Here is a 415-nt window from a genome sequence, read left to right as displayed (position 1 = left end):
AGGTCTCTGCTTCAAGTCATCGGATCCTGCCGCGCTCGCGGAAACCAGGCAGGCGCAGGATAAAGACGGCCGGTTATATGACTCCCGCGCAGGCGCGGCGAGTTACTACCGCTACGGGCCACGGCGCGTATCCCGGCTGACCCGGCAGCGCTTCTCCTGGACGACGGGTGATGAGGTGTATGTTGAGAAGCCCAAGATCCACGAGACGGTATTAAGGCGCATAAAGAACAACGCCCACGTCTATGCGCCGATCGGAATTCCGCATGACTATGAAGTTGTCTCGCCAGAGATAGCTCAAGACGGCAGCGTCCGCTTCAGAATCGATAGCCTGCCGGACAGCGCGTCGGGACCGACAATCAACGCGCCGGAAACGTCGGAGCAAGCCCAGGCGCGTGTGGTCGCCGAGCGCGAGGAC

Annotated in this window: 1 pseudogene; it reads left to right on the top strand. The window is 61.4% G+C overall.

Annotated features, from left to right (window positions below):
* A pseudogene (locus AKL29_RS42935) lies at window positions 1-415 on the top strand (hypothetical protein); the annotation flags it as partial.

This window comes from Bradyrhizobium pachyrhizi (assembly GCF_001189245.1).
Classification (GTDB): Bacteria; Pseudomonadota; Alphaproteobacteria; order Rhizobiales; family Xanthobacteraceae; genus Bradyrhizobium; species Bradyrhizobium pachyrhizi.
Note: the sequence above shows the minus strand (reverse complement) of the source record. Positions and strands in the feature narration are given on the sequence as shown.